Here is a 16,576-nt window from a genome sequence, read left to right on the forward strand (position 1 = left end):
CTCAGCAGTTCGCAACCTCTTCGTCCCACCCCACTCCCGCCGCTCTGCCCTTGCTACCCATCTTCACCGCCTCAATGCCATGGCGGAGTGGAAGTCCGCAGTCAGCACTGCCGCTTAAGTCCACTCGGTGATCGAGTTTCCCTCAGTGCGCCCGCTCTCAGTTAATTTGACAACGCCGATCAGGCACCGTGTACTCAGCGCCGATCATGCTGTCCCGGGAGCGATGCTGTGCCTGACGCAAGCGGCGTCGAAGATAGAGGTACGATGCGACGCCGCCAGCCAGCACCAGAGGGAGCACGACGAAGAACCCTATGAGCATCATAGCCAGCACGGCGACCCCTGCCGCAGCCAGGACCATCAGTCTGATCACAGTGGGGAGGAGCCGGCCTGAAGGGGGTGAAGTCGTGGTGGTCCGGAAAGCAGCGAAATACATGGTGGGATCCTCCAATTGCGGTCGCGCTCGTGGGCGCAGGAGCAAAAGAAGAAGTCCGACATCACGAGCGGCGACCCGCTCGCCAGAGGGGCCCGGACCCTAAGGCTATGCTGAAATGGGAAATGGGTGAGCAAGATGCAAGATCAGATGCAACAATCGGCTACGGGACGCCTTAGAGATCAGGCGCACACCCAGCGGCACCGTGTCTGCCTACATCGACGCACGGAGTTCCTGTAGGTTATGCGCATGATCCGCCGCGGCCACTCAGTCCAGCGAAAACCTGGAGCGACAGGAGAAATCCGTCTGATCAAGAAGCAATTCGGGCTTTCCGCCTGACGCGACCCCTCGGGCGGGTTCATTGTGGCCCGTCCAAGTTACTGCAACAGCGCCGCGTCAACGTCGTGGACCCAGTTTCATCTGGGTGAATCAATGCCTTGTATGGACCGATTATTCAGGCAGCGTCAGCTCAGCTGAGTCTGATTCCGAGCTCGCTACAATCGATTTCCATGGCAAGACCTTAAGAAGATCGTTCTCCTTCGAGAAATCGCGCCCATACAATGCACAAAAGAGTTGAGTTCCTGCTTGGTGGAGCGGCAATGGAACGTCTCGCCTAGCCGCCAGCTCAACGAGTGGTACAATGCCGAAAGGAACGTCTTCGGTAACAAATCTCGTATCCAAGGTTGTCGGACCTGGTGGACCTTGGCGCTGCTTATGGACCATTGCCGCCATTTCCGCAATCGAGTGGCCCTCCTCAAAGCCAAAGGTCAGTCGGTAATGCTCCTGAACCGTGCGAACCGTCACCCCGTATGCTTTGGCTAAGCTCAGTCGTTCTTTATCAAGCGCCTCAACAAGTCGCGCGACGGATGGTGTGATGCCATCGTAGTTTGCCCAATATTCGCCTTTCTCAATCCGTGTGAAGTTGCAAAGGGCGCTCGCCATATGGATTGGCGGATTGAGGTTGCCGAGAGCGATCGCAAGGATGTCTGGGACGATCCGGAAGCGATCCCCGAACAATGTGCGGCATAGATCAAGGCATTTTGCCCCAGCTGCTCCGGGGAGTGCTGCAACCTCAAGCATCTGGCGAATACCACCGATAGCAATACTTGTCGGTCCAGTTCGGCGGCTCATCAGTACCGTTGTAGCCCAAGCCATGACGTTAGACTCGATGCCTCGAGCCGTAAGGCTATGTTTCAGATAGACGCCGCTCAGAGACAATTGTGCACTGACGATAAAGGACTGACCCTCGCGAGCGAACGGTACAACAGCTTCAATGACCGCCCGGTGTCCATATCCAGGTACGGCAATGATCACAACCTCGGCCTCGGAGACCAATTCTCGAACCGAACCAACCACCTGAATACGAAAGCTGCCTTCAAGGGCGCCAGACGCCGTAATTTCCTGCCCGATGAGAGAGCGGGCACTTTCGCCGGATGGGGACCAAACGACGGCCTGATGGCCATTCTTTACGAGAAAGGCGGCGTAGCCAAGCGCAATGCCGCCGCATCCAACAATTCCAATTTTCATCACGAAAACCCTGCGTTCTGTGACGTCTAGCCTTACACCGGTCAGGCTAAATTGCCGGCAGGTGTCGCGGTGGGATGCGCCTCAGCTTTTTGGCACTTAGCTCGCTGCCTTCACGGGCTCCCCCAGTGTGTGCATCAGGCGATTCGCCCAGCCGAAGATGGCGGTGGAGAGCACAAGATCAACGATCTCCAGCTCCGAAAGTCCAATGGCACGTAGATTTACTATATCGTCCGCAGTGATAGCCGGCGGTGTTTGCGAAAGCTTGACGGCAAAGTCAAAGATTGCTTGTTCGTGCTTTTCTAATTTCGCATTCGCTCCATTCTGGAAGATACGCTCGACAACATCAGTCTGTTTTGTCAGCTGATTGTAGCGGCTCGCATGGACTGCAGCACAGTAAACGCAACGATTGACGACAGAGGCACCGACAGCACCAAGCTCGCGCTCCGCACGCGAGAGGCCGTCATTGCCGTACATGATAGCGTTGAAGAGAGGCGACCGTTGAGCGAGGGATTCCGGATCATGGGCTAACACAAGAACGTAATCCGACACGCTCTTGTTCGAGGGTGTCACCTTCATGGCGTCAAGCTGCTCGGGCGTCGCCTCCGAGAGTTTTACGGGAGTAATGTAGGGCGACCAGCGCGGAAGCTCAGTCGTGAACTCATGAACCGTTTTCATCCGAGCATACCCTTTAGCATTTTAAGACCAGCGATCACGCGGACCTGGTAATTCACAAAAGCAGCCAGTTCCGACAGGCGCACGATGTCCGGTTCGCTGATGCCTGCGTCTTTCAAGGCGGTGATGTCCGCACGCGTCGCTTCCTTCGGCTCGCGGGTGAGCAGATCCATATGTCGGACGATGGCGTTAAGCCGCTTGCCGTAGTTGGCGACTTCTCCCGGCAATATAGGCTCGTTCAGCTTTGGGTCGGCACAGGCCTCCTGCAGCTTGCCCATGTAGTGCTCGGCCAAGGTCTCGTCGGCGTTCTGGCGTGCCATGCGAGCTGCGAGGGCAGACCGTTCCGCGTGGCTCAAGCCGCCAGGCTCTCGGGGACGAATGATGGCGTCATAGCTAGCCTGGCTCAGCTTCATGATATCCACACGAGCGAGAAGGGTTTGGGCGAGGGGCGAACCAAGCCGCACACCTGCCAGCTCTTCGATGATATTGACGTTGCTCATCTTGGTCCTTTCTACGGACGCACCTTTAAGGGCTAACGAGTGACGCGACTTCGACGTGGCAGTCGAAAGTGCCGCCAGCCAGGAAACGGTCGATTACCGCTTCATAAGGAACCGGATCAATTCCGGCCTCTCGAAGCCAGTCTTCCGAGTAATACGTGGCGCGGTAACGTTCTCCCGAGTCACAGATCAAAGTCACAAGCGAGCCGGTCTCACCTGCGGCTCTCATTCGTGCGGCCACCCAGCAGAAACCAAAGAAGTTGGTTCCTGTCGATCCACCGACGCGCCGGCCGAGAAGGCGCGAGAGCACCCGCATAGCGGCAATCGAGGCTGCATCGGGCACCTTGAGCATCCGATCCACGACACCGGGCACGAATGAAGGTTCAACGCGGGGGCGACCAACGCCTTCGATGCGGCTTGGATGATCAGAAGTGGTGCAACCGCGGCGTTCCTTGTAGCCGTCGAAGAAAGCCGAATGCTCAACATCAGCGACAAGAAGCTTGGTCTGGAAGCGCTTGTAGCGGATATACCGGCCAATCGTGGCCGTTGTTCCTCCGGTCCCCGCACTCATAACAATCCACGACGGAACCTGATGCTCTTCGAGTTGCATCTGCTCGAAGATCGATTCCGCAATGTTGTTGTTGCCTCGCCAATCCGTTGCTCGTTCGGCATAAGTGAACTGGTCGAGGTAGTGGCCGCCCAGACGCCCGGCCAAGGCGTTTGCTTCCTCGTAAAGGAAACGGCCATCCTCAACAAAGTGACACTGCCCGCCATAATGCTTGATAGCGGCAATCTTCTCACTGGACGTGCTTCGCGGCATGACGGCGTAGAACGGCAGCCCGATCATGCGGGCGAAATAGGCTTCGGAAACGGCCGTCGATCCCGACGAAGCCTCAACGATCGGTGTGTCCGACCGGATCTGTCCATTGCAGAGGGCGTACAGGAACAGAGAGCGTGCCAGACGGTGTTTCAAGCTCCCGGTCGGGTGGGTGGACTCGTCCTTGAGGTATAGATTGATCCCATTGAGAGCAGGAACCTCGACCTTGTGAAGATGTGTGTCGGCCGATCGTTTTTGATCGGCCTCGATGCGGGCAATAGCCATCTCCACCCATGAGCCATTAGCGCTGCTATTGCAGGCTGCCTCGTGGCCATCAAGCTTAAGCGTTGAGTGGGTGTTCTGAAGCAGGGATTCCATGAGCTGAGAAGTCCGATTGGGGCAGTTCGCGAGGTGGAGAAGGGACTATGCACTATAATCAGAACGTATCAACAGGTGAACATCATTCATAACATTCATAATGCATACCAGATATTATGATGGTAAAATAATCATAGTTCTGCATATTTTTATGCTTGCTTAGCATGGTTCCCAGGGTACGATACAAAATATGGATATCGAAAGCCTTGATCTGAAGCAGTTAGATGCTTTTGCAGCTGTTATGTCGGCAGGCAGCATCACCGGCGCAGCCCGTCTGCTCGGACGGTCGCAGCCGGCCGTCACGCGATTGATCCAGGATCTTGAAGCCAATCTTGGGTTTGAGCTTTTGTATCGCAACGGGCCACGGATCACACCCACCGAACAGGGTCTCCTGTTCCATGATGAGGTCGAGCGGCTTCTCGTCGGCATCAAGCATATCGCTGATCGCGCCCAAGCAATTGCGAAGCGTCAGGTTCAGACGATCGAGATTGCCGCCATTCCGGCTCTCGCAGCCGGGATTGTTCCCCAGGCTCTCACCCGCGTCGACCAGGGGCTCGTCCCCCATCAGCTTCATCTGCGATCCTCCGCAGCTGAGCATGTCGTGCAAGCGGTGTTGGCCCGGACAGCGGATCTCGGCGTTGCCAGCTTACCTATCGAGCATCCTGGTATCGAGGTACACTGGATCGCCGAAGCGCCCTGCGTGGCGGTCCTTCCCGAAGACGATCCCTTGGCCCGCTCCAGCGTAATCGACATGAAGGCTCTTGCCTCACGGCCGCTCGTGACAATGGCCAATCCGTATCGCCTCCGGCGCCGGATCGACGAGGCTTTAGCTCAGGCTGGGGTGAGGCCGGAGCGGATCATCGATACGAATGCATCCTTTACCGCTCTTGGTGCGGCTCGTGCGGGGCTTGGCATCGCATTGGTCGAGCCCGCGATTGCCTACGGCATTCCGATCCAGGGCTTGGCCGTTCGTCCACTCGACGTCCACATTCCGTTTTTGTTCGGAGCGTTTACGCCCTTTGCAAAGCCGGTGTCGCCCACCGTGCAGGCGCTCATCAGCGCACTCGAGCAGGTCGCGATGGAAACCCTGCCTGGCTGCCGCCACCACGACCCTTCGGGCCGCGACGGTCTCGCTCAGGCAATCTACGGTTCCGCCACCCTCTCGGGAGAACTGGACCAGGCAACCGATGCCACACCCATCCGTGCACGAGAGGACAATCTTTGATGATGAACCAGCATCGTTCTGGAGGCCCGGGCCTCAAGGCACTGGAGGCCCGGCTCAGGCAGGATCTGTCATGGCTGGAATTCCCCGCCAAGTCCTGGGTGCCGCGCCGATGCGTCGACGGCAGGGACGTTCGGGACGTGGTCATCGTCGGTGCGGGCATGTGCGGGCTCGTGGCCTCCGCCATGTTGAAGCGCTTCGGGGTTGATAACATCGTCGTGTATGATCGTGCCCCCGAAGGCCAGGAGGGGCCTTGGGTCACCTTTGCCCGCATGCAGACGCTCCGCTCGCCCAAGCAGCTGACGGGGCCGGCGATGGGCCTTCCTGCGCTCACCTTCAGGGCATATTTTGAGGCTCGCTTCGGAGCCCAGGCTTGGGACGAGCTTGATAAGATCCCCAAGCATCAATGGATGGACTATCTTGTCTGGTATCGAAAGGTGCTGGACCTGCCGGTTCAGAATGACACGACGGTCACCGGTGTTCACGCACGGGCCGATGGTTTGCTGGATGTCGAGATCGATCACAAAGGTTCGCGGGAGACGGTGCTGACCCGCCATTTGGTTCTAGCGACTGGACGCGATGGGCTTGGTGGCTCCTATGTGCCGGAATTCGTGCGCCCGATCGATCGACGTTTCTGGGCCCACTCAGCGGATGATATTGACTTCAAGGCCCTTCGTGGCAAACGCGTCGGTGTGGTCGGCGCGGGCGCGTCGGCGATGGATAATGCGGCGACAGCGTTGGAGCAGGGGGTGGCACGCCTGGATCTCTTCATCCGCCGCACCGACATTCCACGTATCAACAAATTCACGGGCATCGGCAGCCAGGGAGTGGTGCACGGGTTCGCGGGCCTTCCCGACGAGTGGAAATGGAAGTTTCTCGACTACACTTTGTCGGCGCAGACGCCGCCGCCACGTGACAGCACACTGCGTGTGTCGCGGCACGAGAATGCCTTCTTCCACCTTGGCAGTCCGGTCACGAACCTCAGAGAAGAGGGCGATTGCCTCGTCGCGACAACGCCCAAAACCGAATATCATCTCGACTTCATGATCTTCGCGACCGGTTTCCGGGTCGATCTCTCGCTGCGGCCGGAGCTTAAGGAATTTATCCCGCATATCCGCTTCTGGGGGGATCGATTCAGCCCGCCTGATGGATTGCGCAATGCGGAGTTGGAGACCTCCCCGGATCTCGGTGAAGCGTTCGAATTTCTTGAGAAGCAACCTGGCGAATGTCCCGTGCTGAAACACATTCACTGTTTCAATTTCCCGGCTACCCTGAGCCACGGTAAGTTGAGCGGCGATATCCCAGCGGTCAGCGAAGGGGCTGATCGACTCGCGCGGGGGATCGTCCGCACGCTGTTCGTGGAGGACAAGGAGGTTCATTTCGCCAATCTCCAAGCCTTCTCGACCGCTGAAATTCTTGGTGACGAGTGGGTTGATGCCGATCATGCGGCTGGCGGTTCGGGCAAAGCCGCATAGACGTGCCCCACGGTTCATCCCGGAATGAGCCCATCGCTCAGAAGTGGACGCGAAGAGGGTCACGATGGGACACAAGCCTTACAGGGGGCAGAATATGGAGCTCTCAGTCCCATCTAAGACAAGGTTGAGACCAGGACTTTCGCACGCTGCCTACGGGCCAAGAACAACAACAATCGTCGACTAGTAACCTAGCTGCCGCTCGCGGTGCTAGCGCATCACCCCGTCGTGAATGATGGGGAAGTCATACAAAATGGAGAGGGATACATGAGAAAGCTTGTTCAACTAGGAGCCTGCCTGGCGATCGCCCTGGGTGCCATCTCATCGGCATCGAGCGCTGAATACCCGGCAAAGCCGATCGAGATGATTGTTGCGTTCGCTCCAGGCGGCGGAACGGATGTCGCCGCGCGCTCGATTGCGCGGTTCATGGAAAAGCATCTTGGTTCAAACGCCCGTATCGCGGTCATCAACAAGCCGGGAGCCGGCGGTGAGATCGGCTGGACCGCTCTCGCGACCGCACAGCCTGACGGCTATACGATCGGCTTTATCAACGCGCCAGCCATTAATGCGCTCGTCGTCGAGAACAAGGCGAAGTTCAAGATGGACGACTTTCAACCCATTGCGAACCTCGTCTACGATCCTGGGATTCTGGTCGTCAACAAGAACAGCCCCTACAAAACCCTGAAGGAGTTGATCGACGCTGCAAAGAAGGCCCCGAATTCGGTCGTGATCGGCACATCGGGAGCTGCCGGTTCGTCGGAACACATTGCCATTCTGAATCTGAACCGACTTGCCGACGTCAAGTTCAATCCAGCTTTTTTTGGGGGCACAGCGCCTGTGCGGCAGGCGATCCTCGGCAATCATATTCCGAGTGCAACGATGAACCTGAGCGAGGCGCTTCAGCTGGTGCGTGAGGGTGAAATCCGCATCCTCGGCATCATGGATGCCGAGCGCTCGTCCTACATGAAAGACGCGCCGACCTTCCGTGAACAGGGCGTCGACCTGGTTGCCGGTGCGACACGCGGCATCGCCGCGCCCAAGGGCGTCCCCGCTGATATCGTGGCCAAACTGGAGGACGCTGTCGACAAGGCTCTCAACGATCCGGAGTACCTGGAAGCCGCCAGAAAGGCCGAGATCCCGCTCAATTTTCTGAAGGCCAATGAGTACAAGGCGCTCCTGGACAAGATGACCACCGACCTCGAGGCTACATGGAAAGTGACGCCATGGCGGTAAAATCCGCTCTGACTCGGCGTCAGGCCGAGATCACCTTTGCGGCGGCGCTAATCGCCGCCGCATCGGCCATCTTCATCGAAGCAGGGAAGTTTCCGCCAGACAGTGCTGGATACCCGCGCACCCTTGCAGTGCTGCTCGGGATCGGGGCTCTGCTGGTCATCGTTCGCGAGGTGATAAGGCCGAGAGAGAGCGGAGTGCAACCATTCTTCGAACATCCGATCCGGTTCATCGTCGGGTTTGGCTTCCTCCTGGTCTATTTCGTGATGATCGACCTCTTCGGCTATCTTCTGCCGAGCGTGGCCTTCGCAATCAGTCTCCCATTCGTGCTGGGATATCGAGAGTGGCGTCTCCTCGTCCCGGTCGTGCTCGGCACCCTGGCAGTGATCCTTCTCATCTTCCGGGTCATTTTGGAGCGTCCACTTCCCCCTGATATTCTAAACTTCCTTCTCGAGGCTCTGCCATGATCGACGCTCTTGTCAGTGCTCTCCCGCATGTCCTCGCTCCAGCAAACCTGTTTGCGGTGCTGCTCGGAACCGTCGCCGGTTTGGTTGTTGGTGCATTGCCTGGCCTGACTGTGACAACAGGGATCGCGATCCTTATTCCATTGACGTTTGGCCTCGACCCTTTGTTTGCCCTCGGCATGATGGCAGGCATGTACAATGGAGGAAGCTATGGTGGGGCGATTCCAGCAATTCTGATGAGAGTGCCCGGAACGCCCGCATCCGTCGCGACCATCCTCGATGGCTACGAGATGACGAAGCGGGGGCAGGCGGCCTATGCCCTGCAGGTTGCCGTTGTCTCGGGCGTTATCGGCAGTGTGCTGTCCGCCATATCGCTCATCCTGTTCGCCCCGCCCCTGGTTAAACTCAGCCTTCTCTTCGGCCCGGCAGAGTTTTTCTGGGTCGCCGTTCTGGGATTGGCCACGGTCTCCTCGCTGCTGGGAGAGGATCTGATCAAAGGCTTGATTGCTGCCTTAATCGGATTGGCCATTGGTACGATCGGGCAAGATATTTCCACGGGTGTGGAGCGCTTTACCTTCGACCTTCTTCCTCTCGCGGATGGTCTCGACATCGTGGTCCTGCTGACTGGCTTATTCGCCATTCCCCCTGTGATGCAGATGATTGAGGAGGCCTTGAAGGTTGGTATGTCCGGAGATCTGCTCAAGCTGCGGCGGCAGGGTTCGGTGCTGTCGAAGTGGCGCGAATTCATGCCCATCTGGCTTCGCAGTTCAGTAATCGGGATCGTGATCGGCATTCTGCCCGGAGCCGGCGGAAGCATGTCCTGCTTCCTGGCCTATAATGATGCGAAGCGGATCTCGAAAAACCCTGAGAGCTTCGGCAAGGGCAACCCTGAAGGCGTCGCCGCATCGGAGGCCGGAAATGGTGCCGACAATGCCGCCTCATTGATCCCGGCGCTGACGTTGGGCATTCCGGGGTCCGGCGTTGCGGCGGTCATCCTGGGCGGACTGCTGGTTCACGGCCTGCGGCCGGGACCTCAACTGTTCCGCGATCATCCTGATGTGATCTACGGTTTCATGCTGCAGATGCTTCTCTCGGCGTTCCTGCTGGCCCTTGTTGGGGGACTGGCGGCCACACGGATCTTCGGGCAAGCCTTGCGCCTGCCAAGGATCATGCTGGCGCCGATCATCATGCTGTTCGTTGCGGTGGGTGTGTACGCCGTCAACAACTCCATGTTCGACCTCTATATGCTGCTCGGCATCGGCCTTGTTGCCTATGTCCTGGAGAAGCTCGACTATCCGAGCGCCCCGATCGTGCTCGGCGTCATCCTTGGGCCGCTTGCAGAGAGCCAGCTCCGCCTCGCGCTAACGATCTCAGGAGGGAACGCTGTTGCGATTGCATCGTCACCAATATCGATGATCCTGATTGCATTGACGCTGTTTGTCTTAGTTGCACCTCTCTGGCGCGCTTGGCAGGACAGCCGCAAGGCCGCAACTGCTTGATGGAAAGAAGGCCCGCAGAGGAGCGTGTTGCAGCCGCCCTACTCCTCATCATCGGCACGCTCTACCTTGGCGGAAACGCCGCCGCGCTCCGGTGGTGTCAGGAGCGGATTGCACTTCAGGCGGCGCCGTGAGCAATATGGAACTGTCTTGGCTCAGTCGCTATCACGAACCTCTCGTGCGTGGTGACACGCAGTCATCTCCTGCCTGTTCGCACAGGACTGATAGCAGGATCAATTTACGGTTCTTTGGAAATCGGTAAGCCAACACACGGAAGGACAGCAAGAGCTATGCGCAGACACCCGAACTCGACATATGCACGCGACGTGGAGTACGTGCTCCATCCTGTCACCAACGCCCGAAAGCACGAGGAGGTCGGGCCGATCGTGATTGACCGGGGCGAGGGAATTTACGTCTACGACGATCTGGGGAATCGCTACATCGAGGCGCTGGCCGGCCTATGGAGCGTGGCAGTCGGTTTTGGGGAGAAGCGCCTTGTCGAGGCGGCTAGCCGCCAGATGGCCAAATTGCCCTACTACCACACTTTCTCACACAAAACGAACGAGCCGTCAGTCGACTTGGCGGAGCGACTGGTCAAAATGACGCCTGCCCGTCTCAGACGTGCCTTCTTTACGAACTCCGGTTCTGAGGCGAATGACAGTGTCATTAAGATGGTGTGGTACTACAACAATGCACGAGGGTTGAGGACGAAGAAGAAATTCATCTCTCGTGTCAATGCTTACCATGGGATCACGATCGCGTCGGGCAGCCTGACGGGGCTACCGGCTAACCAGCGTGATTTTGACCTTCCGTTTGTGCCGGTCCGACACCTCACCTGCCCGCACTATTATAGGTATGCGGAACCGGGTGAGACTGAGGAGGCGTTTGCCGACCGTCTCGCGGCAGAGCTTGAAGCGACAATCATGGAGGAGGGACCCGACACAGTTGCGGCCTTCATCGGTGAACCGCTGATGGGGGCGGGCGGTGTTCTGCCACCGCCAGCCACCTACTGGGAGAAGATCCAGGCAGTTTGCAGGCGGTATGATGTACTGATCGTTGCGGACGAAGTGATCAACGGCTTCGGCCGTCTTGGGACGATGTTCGGGTGTGACTATTACGGGATCGACCCTGATGTCATGGTGCTCTCGAAGCAGATTACCTCATCCTACCAGCCTCTTGCGGCGGTGATGATTAGTCATGAGCTATATGAGGGCATTGCCGACAATTCGGGGAGGATCGGCACGTTCGGCCATGGCTTCACGGCTTCCGGTCATCCAGTTCCTGCGGCAGTCGCACTCGAGAACCTCGACATCATCGAAGAGAGGAATCTCGTTGAGAACGCGCGGCGCGTAGGCGAGGTGATGCAGACCGAACTTCGCGCCTTAACAGACCATCCTCTTGTCGGCGAAGTTCGCGGTGCTGGATTGATCGCGGGCGTGGAACTGGTCGCGGACAAGGCCACCAAAGCGAAGTTTAACCCTGTGGGCAAAGTCGGGGCACAGGTATTCTCCCGTGCTCATGAGCACGGATTGATTATCCGCGCTATTGGTGACACCATTGCGTTCTGTCCGCCTCTGATCATCTCGGAAGATCAGGTTCGCGATATGGTGGAGCGCTTTAAGGTCACTCTCGATGAGACAGCGACACTGTTGCGGGAGACCGATGTGGCAGCCCTATAATGACGAGGTGAGTCATTCGCCACGTGCTGCCAGTTTGGGTCCAATAGAGGGGGAATATACTTCCTCTCTATTTATCGAGCCCTGTTTGATCATAGAGATTGGAGATTTTCCGAACAAATGATCCTCACGACAGTCCAGGAGCCGAAAGAGGTACATGGAGCAGGAGGCTGACGATTATCTCGGGTCGACACTGCAGGTGGTTGAACTCGCGGGGGCTAGACGATACAAGTCAGCGGTTGAATTAGGCAGCTTGTTCGCCATGGCCCGCCTGACGCCGGGATTGAGCTCAGGCGTATAGGCGGGTCCTGAGGTTGGCCACCCGCTTAGGCCGCTCGTCCGGTGCGATGGCGGACCCGACAACAAGGAGCTTCCGCGGTCATTGCTGACGGCTGCTTCGCCCTATGATCCGGAAGTGCACTATACCAAGAATCGAGCGACGGCGTGGATTGGCTATAAGGTGCATCTGGCCGAGGTCTGCTATGGGGGTGGATTCCACATGATCACGCATGTGAAGACCACGCCCGCGCCTTCTCACAGTACGCCCTCAGGAGGAAAACGAAACCCCTGAGGCAGCTCGAGAGCGCGAGGCACAGCCTGCCTTCGCACCGGAATACTAGCGGCGCGCCGGCATCGAGGGAAAAGTCTCAGCCGGCGTGTCCGGAGCCTACATCTGCAGCGCTCCCGCTCATTTGCCTCGCCAAGACGCATCTTCAGCATGTGCTGACGGCGGCAGCCATGACCCTCATTTGCTCGGGGCCCAGTTTTCCGGTACGCCGCTCGCACGAACGCGCTAATCCGCTTTCACCAAACACAAGACGCTCCCAATTGGCCCAGAATGCATTCGCCAGCAGTATCTAAACCGAAGGAGGCCCACTCGAGACTGTTTGCATTCCATGAGATGCCGTATGGCTCACGGCCAACTCGTCGCCAGCTACGCCGCTGCGAGAGCACCCGACGGCGTCGAAGGCACAGAGGGCGACGAGTAATGACCGCCGCGGTGCCTCACGTCTCGCACAAACCGGCCCGCGGGGCGGTGAAGAGGGTAAGGCTATGCCGTCTCAACGCCACACCATTCCGCAATGAACAGGGCTATCGCCGTGGTGATACGCTTGATGGACGAAATATTGGCACGCTCGTCAAACCCGTGAATGTTCTCGGATATCGGACCATAGCACAAAGCTGGGATCCCGTCGTAGAGCGCATAGACACGGGCGTCGAGATAGCCGGCCGTCATGAAGCTCTCTAGGGGGGAGCCTGTCGCGCTCTGGTGTGCTGCGGCGAGAACGGCTTCCGCATCCGATCCGGGGGCCAGTTCGTAGCCCTCGGCGTGAAAGCCGTTGAAGGTGACCCGCGGCGGGCTATTGGCGAAGTAAGCATCGGACCGTGCGAAAGCTGCGATCCGCTCCCTGATTTCACGGGCGGCTTCCTCCGCCGGGATACCGGGATAAATCGCGATCCGGCAGTCCAGGCGGCACCAGCATGGTACCGATGACGCCCAGTCTCCCCCTTCGATCTTACCGACATTCAGGTTGATAGGGTGTGCATCGTTCTCGAAGTTTGGACGCCCCTTCTTGCGTTCGTTCCAGTCGGCTTCGAGGCGGCGCAACTCACCGATCACCCGATAAGCTGCATCAATCGCATTGGCGCCTGCCCCCATTTCGCGCACGTGCACCGGATGGCCAAGGACCTCGACCTGAAACCAGAGAACGCCGACATTGGCGCGCACGAGTTTCTCGTCCTCCGGCTCCGGAATAAGTACGGCATCGGCTTTGTAGCCGCGAAGATGGGTCATCAGCGCGCCGTTGCCCGTGGACTCCTCCTCCACGACCGATTGGATGTAAACAGTAGCCGCTGGTTGCAATCCGATCCGGCGCAGAGCGTCCACTGCGAAGATGTTGGCCGCGTGTCCCACCTTCATGTCGGCGCCACCCCGGCCGTAGAGCCAGTCACCCTCGATCACCGGATCAAAGGGGGCATGTGACCACATTTCGGTGGGACCGGCCGGGACCACGTCGACATGGGCCTGCAGGATCAGCGATCGGCCTTTCTCCTCGCGTGGCCGATGAATACCAACGACGATTGGCGCGGTTGAATGCTCGTTTGACCAAGGAGAGCCGCCCGGATGCCTCTCGATCGTCTGGCGGTCCATTTCAAAGCGATCCAGGGCGTAGCCACGATCACCGAGCGCCCTGAAAACAAAATCCTGCAACGTATGCTCCGCGCCGCGGGTTGACGGGAAGCGTATTAGGCTCTGGGTAAAGGCGATCTGCTCGTCGAAACCTTGCTCGACAGAGGCAATGATGTCGTCGCGCAGCTGTGGGTTGAGAGGCATGGGTCGGGTCTCTGAGGACAGTGTGAACTTCGAATTGACGCCAAGCCGAGTATCTGCAAGCGGTCTATTTTATGTCAACGTTTAATCCATTGTATTATCGTATGGCATTAGCTTGACCAACTGGTTGCCCAGCCCAGAGCAGAACCGTGTCCGGGCTAAAGCGGGCGTACTGCTGGTCCGTGCGGTCGCGCGCTGTGGCTCTCTTGAGGGCTCTTACATCCGCATGGCCAAGGCTGACGATGACCGAGCCTGCGCAGAGTGCAGAGCTCGATAGTAGAACGGCCTGGCGCCTGCCTCACACACTCGCAGCGTCAGGACTCGTCTAATTTAATGAGGCCATGCTGCACTACATGCTCGATGCGAGCGTGTTTGAAGTGGCATCGCCCATTCAGCTCGGCCGGCTTCTGCACGGGGTAGCGTCACTCGTTCTTACGCAAGTAGCCTCACAGAGAGCTACCGCGGACTTCCTGTGCGCGTCACACGAGGGCTGAGCGTCAATCACGTTTAAGCCCCGATGCTGCCGATCGATGCTGCTTAGTCCCGGCCGGGGCGCGCGCGCTCCTGAATTGCGGCGTCAGTTCTCGCACCGCGCTGGTCTTTGTTTCGGACAGAGAGCGGCAGCCGGACCTTTCCGGCGAGTTGCCGCGGCGCATGCCATTCAGGCAAGTGTCCGCAGCCAAGTTGCACAAGGCCGAGGCATGATCTCGGGGCGGCGACGGCAGTTGGCTGAGAATGACTGCTGCGTGGGTCTGCCGAAACTTGGCGTGCGGTTCTTGATTGCAGGGTCAGCTTCGTCGCAGCATTGAGCATCACAAGCCTGACGGCAGACGTTGTCACGGATGAAACGCCTCGCTATCTTGATGTTCTGAAGCGCTGTGGACCGCATTGGTGCCTGCCTCCGCGCCCTTCGATCGGAGCGACACGATGGGACGGGCAAAGGATGATCGTTACTACCCGGCGGCTGTGCCATTGCTCGCTCTGCTCTGGGGACTTAACTGGCCGGCAGTGAGGATTGCGCTCGCTGAGATCGAGCCATGGATGCTGCGCGCGAGCGGGATGGCGCTTGGCTCGGCCTGTCTGATCGTGATCACCGCCCTGCGCGGACAATCCCTTGCGGTGAAGAAGTCACAATGGGTGCGTCTAGCCGCAGCAGGATTCTTGTCGATCGCGGCCTTCAATATCCTTCTCGCGTTCGCGCAACTTTCTGCGCCAACATCACGGGCGGCGATCATCACCTTCACCATGCCGATTTGGACTGTACTATTCGCGAGGATCCTGCTCAGGGAACCACTTGATGGCCGACGGCGGTTCGGGGTCGCGCTTGGTGTTGCCGGGTTGGGCGCGCTGGGTTGGCCGCTCACCCGGACAGGTGAGGTTTCGATTGGGCTGTTCTATGCGCTTATGGCGGGGATCTGCTGGGCGCTTGGAACTATAGTCAGTAAGCGCTTCCCCGTCGAAGCGCCGGCACTCGCGATTGCCGCATGGCAATTACTCATTGGCGCCGCCTGCGCGGCAGTCGGAATGCTCGCTTTCGAGACGGCTGCGCTACCGCAGGCATTGAAGCCTGTTACTATCACGGCGTTTCTCTACCATGTACTGTTTGCGCAGGCGCTCGCCTACGTGCTCTGGTTCGCGGCCCTGTCGCACTTGCCTGCCAGCACTGCGAGCCTTGGCACGTTAATGGTTCCGGCTGTCGGCGTAGCCGGGGCCGTGTTCCTGCTGGGGGAAGCGCCAACCCTAACTGATCTTGCCGGCCTCATGCTGGTGATTGGTGCCGCATCTGCGGTTCTCGCGCCCCTGCGGCGCGTCTGAGTTTCGACCAGGGCCACCTGCATCGGGCCCGTAACATGAGAGGAAGAGATGGCTTTTAAATGTAACGTTCCGGCGGTTCCCACCATACAGCAGGACGACCCGACCATCCGCATCACGCGCTGGGACTTCACCCCTGGTGCGGTGACGGGCTGGCATCGGCATGAATGGGCGTACTTTGTCATCATGCTGACGGACGGCATTCTGCGGATCCACGACGGGACAGCTGCAAAGGACATTCCGCTCGCTGCCGGGCAGTCCTACATGCGCCAGCCGGGTATTGAGCACGACGTCATGAACGGCTCGGATCACCCGATTGCGTTTGTGGAAATCGAGATCAAGCAGCCGGGTGCGCTGGTCACAGCTGCCTGACACGTGAGATCCAATGCATCGCGTGCAAAATCACGATGCGGCAGGACATGAATGTCATGAGCGAAGGGCAAGCTAGGCACGCCCTTCCCATCCTCCTGAGGGAGAGCTAGATCGTCGCGTCTCCCATGCGTGGTGGTCCTCCTTTGAGACGCGCCTGCGCCGCCTCGTAAACGGCCAAC

13 protein-coding genes and 1 pseudogene are annotated in these 16,576 nt (G+C 58.7%); 9 read left to right on the plus strand and 5 right to left on the minus strand.

Annotated elements, in window-relative coordinates; genetic code table 11:
• Window positions 1-118 (plus strand): annotated as a pseudogene (locus tag JQC81_RS34630) (IS6 family transposase); the annotation flags it as partial.
• Between the two features lie 762 nt (window positions 119-880).
• On the opposite strand, the gene JQC81_RS20085 reads toward JQC81_RS34630, so the two are convergent.
• The 4 genes from JQC81_RS20085 to JQC81_RS20100 all read right to left on the minus strand — a co-directional run bounded on the left by JQC81_RS20085 (window position 881) and on the right by JQC81_RS20100 (window position 4,321).
• Complete coding sequence (locus tag JQC81_RS20085) at window positions 881-1,957, minus strand: NAD/NADP octopine/nopaline dehydrogenase family protein (RefSeq protein ID WP_203273557.1); 1,077 nt, start codon at window positions 1,955-1,957, stop codon at window positions 881-883.
• 96 nt (window positions 1,958-2,053) lie between these two features.
• Window positions 2,054-2,632: a peroxidase-related enzyme gene (locus JQC81_RS20090; protein WP_203273558.1), complete on the minus strand. Its 579-nt coding sequence runs from the start codon at window positions 2,630-2,632 to the stop codon at window positions 2,054-2,056.
• The gene (locus JQC81_RS20095; RefSeq protein WP_203273559.1) at window positions 2,629-3,129 is read right to left on the minus strand and encodes a CMD domain protein; all 501 of its coding nucleotides are present in this window, start codon (window positions 3,127-3,129) and stop codon (window positions 2,629-2,631) included. The genes JQC81_RS20090 and JQC81_RS20095 overlap by 4 nt, the downstream gene beginning before the upstream one ends.
• A gap of 25 nt (window positions 3,130-3,154) precedes the next feature.
• Window positions 3,155-4,321 (minus strand): PLP-dependent cysteine synthase family protein, encoded by a 1,167-nt coding sequence (locus JQC81_RS20100; protein ID WP_203273560.1) that lies wholly within the window; start codon window positions 4,319-4,321, stop codon window positions 3,155-3,157.
• A gap of 190 nt (window positions 4,322-4,511) precedes the next feature.
• Here JQC81_RS20100 and JQC81_RS20105 point away from each other — a divergent pair, with 190 nt between their 5' ends.
• The 6 genes from JQC81_RS20105 (at window position 4,512) to JQC81_RS20130 (ending at window position 11,884) form a co-directional block, all read left to right on the plus strand.
• Window positions 4,512-5,546: a LysR family transcriptional regulator gene (locus JQC81_RS20105; protein WP_203273561.1), complete on the plus strand. Its 1,035-nt coding sequence runs from the start codon at window positions 4,512-4,514 to the stop codon at window positions 5,544-5,546.
• Between the two features lie 2 nt (window positions 5,547-5,548).
• Entirely contained in the window at window positions 5,549-7,018 is a 1,470-nt protein-coding gene (locus tag JQC81_RS20110; protein ID WP_203273594.1) for an NAD(P)-binding domain-containing protein, read from the plus strand.
• A 264-nt stretch (window positions 7,019-7,282) separates the two neighbouring features.
• The gene (locus JQC81_RS20115; RefSeq protein WP_203273562.1) at window positions 7,283-8,248 is read left to right on the plus strand and encodes a tripartite tricarboxylate transporter substrate binding protein; all 966 of its coding nucleotides are present in this window, start codon (window positions 7,283-7,285) and stop codon (window positions 8,246-8,248) included.
• A complete protein-coding gene (locus JQC81_RS20120; RefSeq protein ID WP_203273563.1) occupies window positions 8,239-8,712 on the plus strand; it encodes a tripartite tricarboxylate transporter TctB family protein in 474 nt (157 codons plus the stop codon). Before JQC81_RS20115 ends, JQC81_RS20120 begins: the two co-directional genes overlap by 10 nt.
• The gene (locus JQC81_RS20125; RefSeq protein WP_203273564.1) at window positions 8,709-10,208 is read left to right on the plus strand and encodes a tripartite tricarboxylate transporter permease; all 1,500 of its coding nucleotides are present in this window, start codon (window positions 8,709-8,711) and stop codon (window positions 10,206-10,208) included. The genes JQC81_RS20120 and JQC81_RS20125 overlap by 4 nt, the downstream gene beginning before the upstream one ends.
• Window positions 10,209-10,495: 287 nt before the next feature.
• Entirely contained in the window at window positions 10,496-11,884 is a 1,389-nt protein-coding gene (locus JQC81_RS20130; protein WP_203273565.1) for an aspartate aminotransferase family protein, read from the plus strand.
• A gap of 1,048 nt (window positions 11,885-12,932) precedes the next feature.
• Here JQC81_RS20130 and JQC81_RS20135 read toward each other — a convergent pair.
• Entirely contained in the window at window positions 12,933-14,216 is a 1,284-nt protein-coding gene (locus tag JQC81_RS20135; RefSeq protein ID WP_203273566.1) for an ArgE/DapE family deacylase, read from the minus strand.
• A 924-nt stretch (window positions 14,217-15,140) separates the two neighbouring features.
• Between JQC81_RS20135 and JQC81_RS20140 the strand changes: the two genes are divergently transcribed.
• Together JQC81_RS20140 and JQC81_RS20145 are read left to right on the plus strand one after the other, a co-directional pair.
• Window positions 15,141-16,028 (plus strand): DMT family transporter, encoded by an 888-nt coding sequence (locus JQC81_RS20140; protein WP_203273567.1) that lies wholly within the window; start codon window positions 15,141-15,143, stop codon window positions 16,026-16,028.
• Between the two features lie 48 nt (window positions 16,029-16,076).
• Window positions 16,077-16,397, plus strand: coding sequence for a cupin domain-containing protein (locus JQC81_RS20145; RefSeq protein WP_203273568.1), 321 nt, complete (start codon window positions 16,077-16,079; stop codon window positions 16,395-16,397).
• The last annotated feature ends 179 nt before the right edge of the window (window positions 16,398-16,576 follow it).

Origin of the sequence: Microvirga arabica (assembly GCF_016811235.1) — a bacterium.
In the GTDB taxonomy this organism is placed as follows: Bacteria; Pseudomonadota; Alphaproteobacteria; order Rhizobiales; family Beijerinckiaceae; genus Microvirga; species Microvirga arabica.